Origin of the sequence: Corallococcus sp. CA041A, assembly GCF_003612075.1 — a bacterium.
GTDB lineage: Bacteria > Myxococcota > Myxococcia > Myxococcales > Myxococcaceae > Corallococcus > Corallococcus exiguus.
In genome coordinates, this window is sequence record NZ_RAWF01000489.1 from 1 (window position 1) to 2498 (window position 2498).

The window sequence follows — 2498 nt, forward strand, 5'->3', positions numbered from 1 at the left end:
CCCGCCCACCATCCCCAACGCGTCGGCCATGGAGCAGAGCAAGTACCACCTGGGCAATGGCTTGAGCCCACTGCTGAACGAGACCCGCTACGCGCCCACCGGCGACCAGGAATTCGACAGGGGGATTGCCATGCGCGACGTGAGCAGCGGCTCCGGCTACGTGCAGACGTCTGGCGAGGCCTTCCACGCATACAACGGCAACGCCAGCACCTGGCAGCCGTACGGCCGAGCACAGGGCAACTACGCCATCGCCGTGCAGGGCGTCGCGGTGTGCCCGGGCGAAGGCCTGGGTCCCATGGGCCGCGCCTTTGACATCCAGTCCACCTATACACTCCCAGAGAACGAGGTGGATTCCATGGAGAAGAGCGTCCAGGACTTCTTCAGCATCCTGTAGCCCTCCGCGCTACACCCGATGGGTTTCCGTAACGGGAAGGGACACATTCCCAGCGCAAGAAACGATTTCGGAAACATCGTGGAAAACCACGCACTCCCTGCGAAACCAGCATCAATGACAGACATGGCGCAATCCCTGGCACGAGACCTGCTCTGACAGGGAACCGCCCTCCGACCTCCCGCGTCGGGGGGCGGACCCCCATTCGTCCGTAAGGGATTGCCACATGCCCCAACACTCCTCGCGAGGCCTGTCCGGCCTCGTGCCGTCCTGGCTGCGCTCGCTGACCGTCTCCTCCTTCGCGCTCGGAGGGCTGCTCGCGGCCGCGCCGGGCCACGCCGCGGATCCGCAGGAGGTCCGTCCGAACATCGCCACCGTGCTCGACGTGGCGCTGGTGGACGGGGAGCTGACCGCGAGCATCCTGTGGACGGACCGGCAGGACGACCTGCCCCGGTCCTCGAAGCTCGTCTCCTATGACGGCAAGGACACCGCCACCGCGGGGGTGAACGTGACGCCCAAGGCGGGCGAAGTCTCCCAGGTGAAGCTCTTCGGCGCGCTGGACAAGCCCTGGGAGACGGGCTGGGCGCAGAAGCTGGTGCTGGAGGATCCGCAGGGCCAGGCGCTGGCCACCCAGCCCTATGACGTGAACCTGGACTGCGCGACCGAAAAGGAGTGCAGCCTCACCGTGTCCAAGGGCGTCACGTCGGAGAAGGACGTCGTGCACGTGAGCAGCGAGCTGGACGCCGTCGTCACGGAGCTCGACGCGAGGTATGGCCAGGGCGAGTACGACCTGGTGAAGGAGGTGTCCAAGGACTTCCCGCACCTGCGCGGCGAGGCCATGGTCTACGTCCAGCAGTGGTACTGGTGGTACCCCATCATCGGGCCCTGCACCTGCGGCTGGACGACCACGACGACGCGCACGCCCACCACCACCCAGTCCATCCTCGTCTCGTCCCCGGGCCGCAGCCTCTACGGCTGGAACGGGCCGGGCGCGAAGCACACGCTGAGCGCCAACGCCATCCCGACGGGCCCGACCCTCAACCGGACGGTCACCGGCTCCAGCCAGCTGTCGCTGGGACTGCGGTGCTCGCGCCGGATCTACTTCTACTGGTGGGACTTCATGATCTACCGGCCGGGCGGGTGGTTCCCGGTGCGCTTCCCCTTCCCTGTCAGCATTCCCTGCACCTCGCCGTGCCAGGCCCGCTTCGACCACACGGGGCGCGTCACCGGCCGGACGTCCATCAGCGGCGTGGCCACCGCGCGGGAAGCGGGCACCTGGCGCGTGAACGGCGGCACGCCGTACATCAACCAGCTCATCACCGGGAACAACGCCTTCGACGCGGACGCCATCGCCGTCTCGTTCTCGAACACCAGCGCCTACAACACGGTCAGCACGTCGGGCCAGGTGACGATTCCCTCCACGTCCACCTTCGCGAGCGCCCTCGTCACCAACGGCTATGCCCAGGCCATCCACGGCCAGCTGACCTGCCCCCAGATTCCCGCGCTGGCTGGCAGGACCGTCTCGGATTACGGAACGACGCAGGGCACGTCCCACCAGCTCAGCCTGTTCTGGTTCCTCCAGGACTTCGCGGCGGGCTTCTAGCCGCGCACGGCTGATCCGCGAGGAATGACAACACCCCGGAGGCCGGCACCGTGAAGGTCCGGCGTCCGGGGTGCTTGTTTCTTCCGCGCTCGAAAGGCGGCGGCTGACTACTTGTCGGTCGCGTCCTCGATCTTGTCGCCGGCCTTCTCCGCGGCGTCGCCCGTGGCATCGGCGGCGTCCTCGGCCGTGTCCTTCACCTTGTCGCCCGCCTGCTCCACGTCGTCCTTGGCGGCCTCGCGGGTGTTGCGGTGGCAACCCGTGCCCACGGTGATAGCACCCAGCGTCAAGGCCAGCAGCGTCAGCTTCTTCATACGGTGTGACTCCTTCGCTTGAAGGGGGTGGCGGGATGCGACCCGCCGTCCCCCGTGCGCCGCGCAAGGTAGGCACTGTCCACCAGCTGCCAAGGGGGCAGCCCTTTTGGGATGTACGCTCCGGGGCATCCGCGCCCCACTGATGGGCGCCGGAACACGCTGTTAGGGTGCGCCTTCACGAGGGGCCTGATCC

The 2498-nt window shown here is 67.5% G+C and carries 3 protein-coding genes; 2 read left to right on the forward strand and 1 reads right to left on the reverse strand.

The features are described from left to right. The coding region (locus D7V77_RS44080) for a hypothetical protein (RefSeq protein ID WP_158624591.1) at positions 1-394 on the forward strand (394 nt) is incomplete at its 5' end. Positions 395-617: 223 nt separating this feature from the next. Next, positions 618-1994, forward strand: a complete 1377-nt coding sequence (locus tag D7V77_RS41460) for a hypothetical protein (protein WP_120581662.1) — start codon at positions 618-620, stop codon at positions 1992-1994. A 107-nt stretch (positions 1995-2101) separates the two neighbouring features. Here the strand turns inward: D7V77_RS41460 and D7V77_RS41465 are convergent, their stop codons facing one another. Then, positions 2102-2305 (reverse strand): YtxH domain-containing protein, encoded by a 204-nt coding sequence (locus D7V77_RS41465; protein ID WP_120581663.1) that lies wholly within the window; start codon positions 2303-2305, stop codon positions 2102-2104. Positions 2306-2498: the final 193 nt, after the last annotated feature.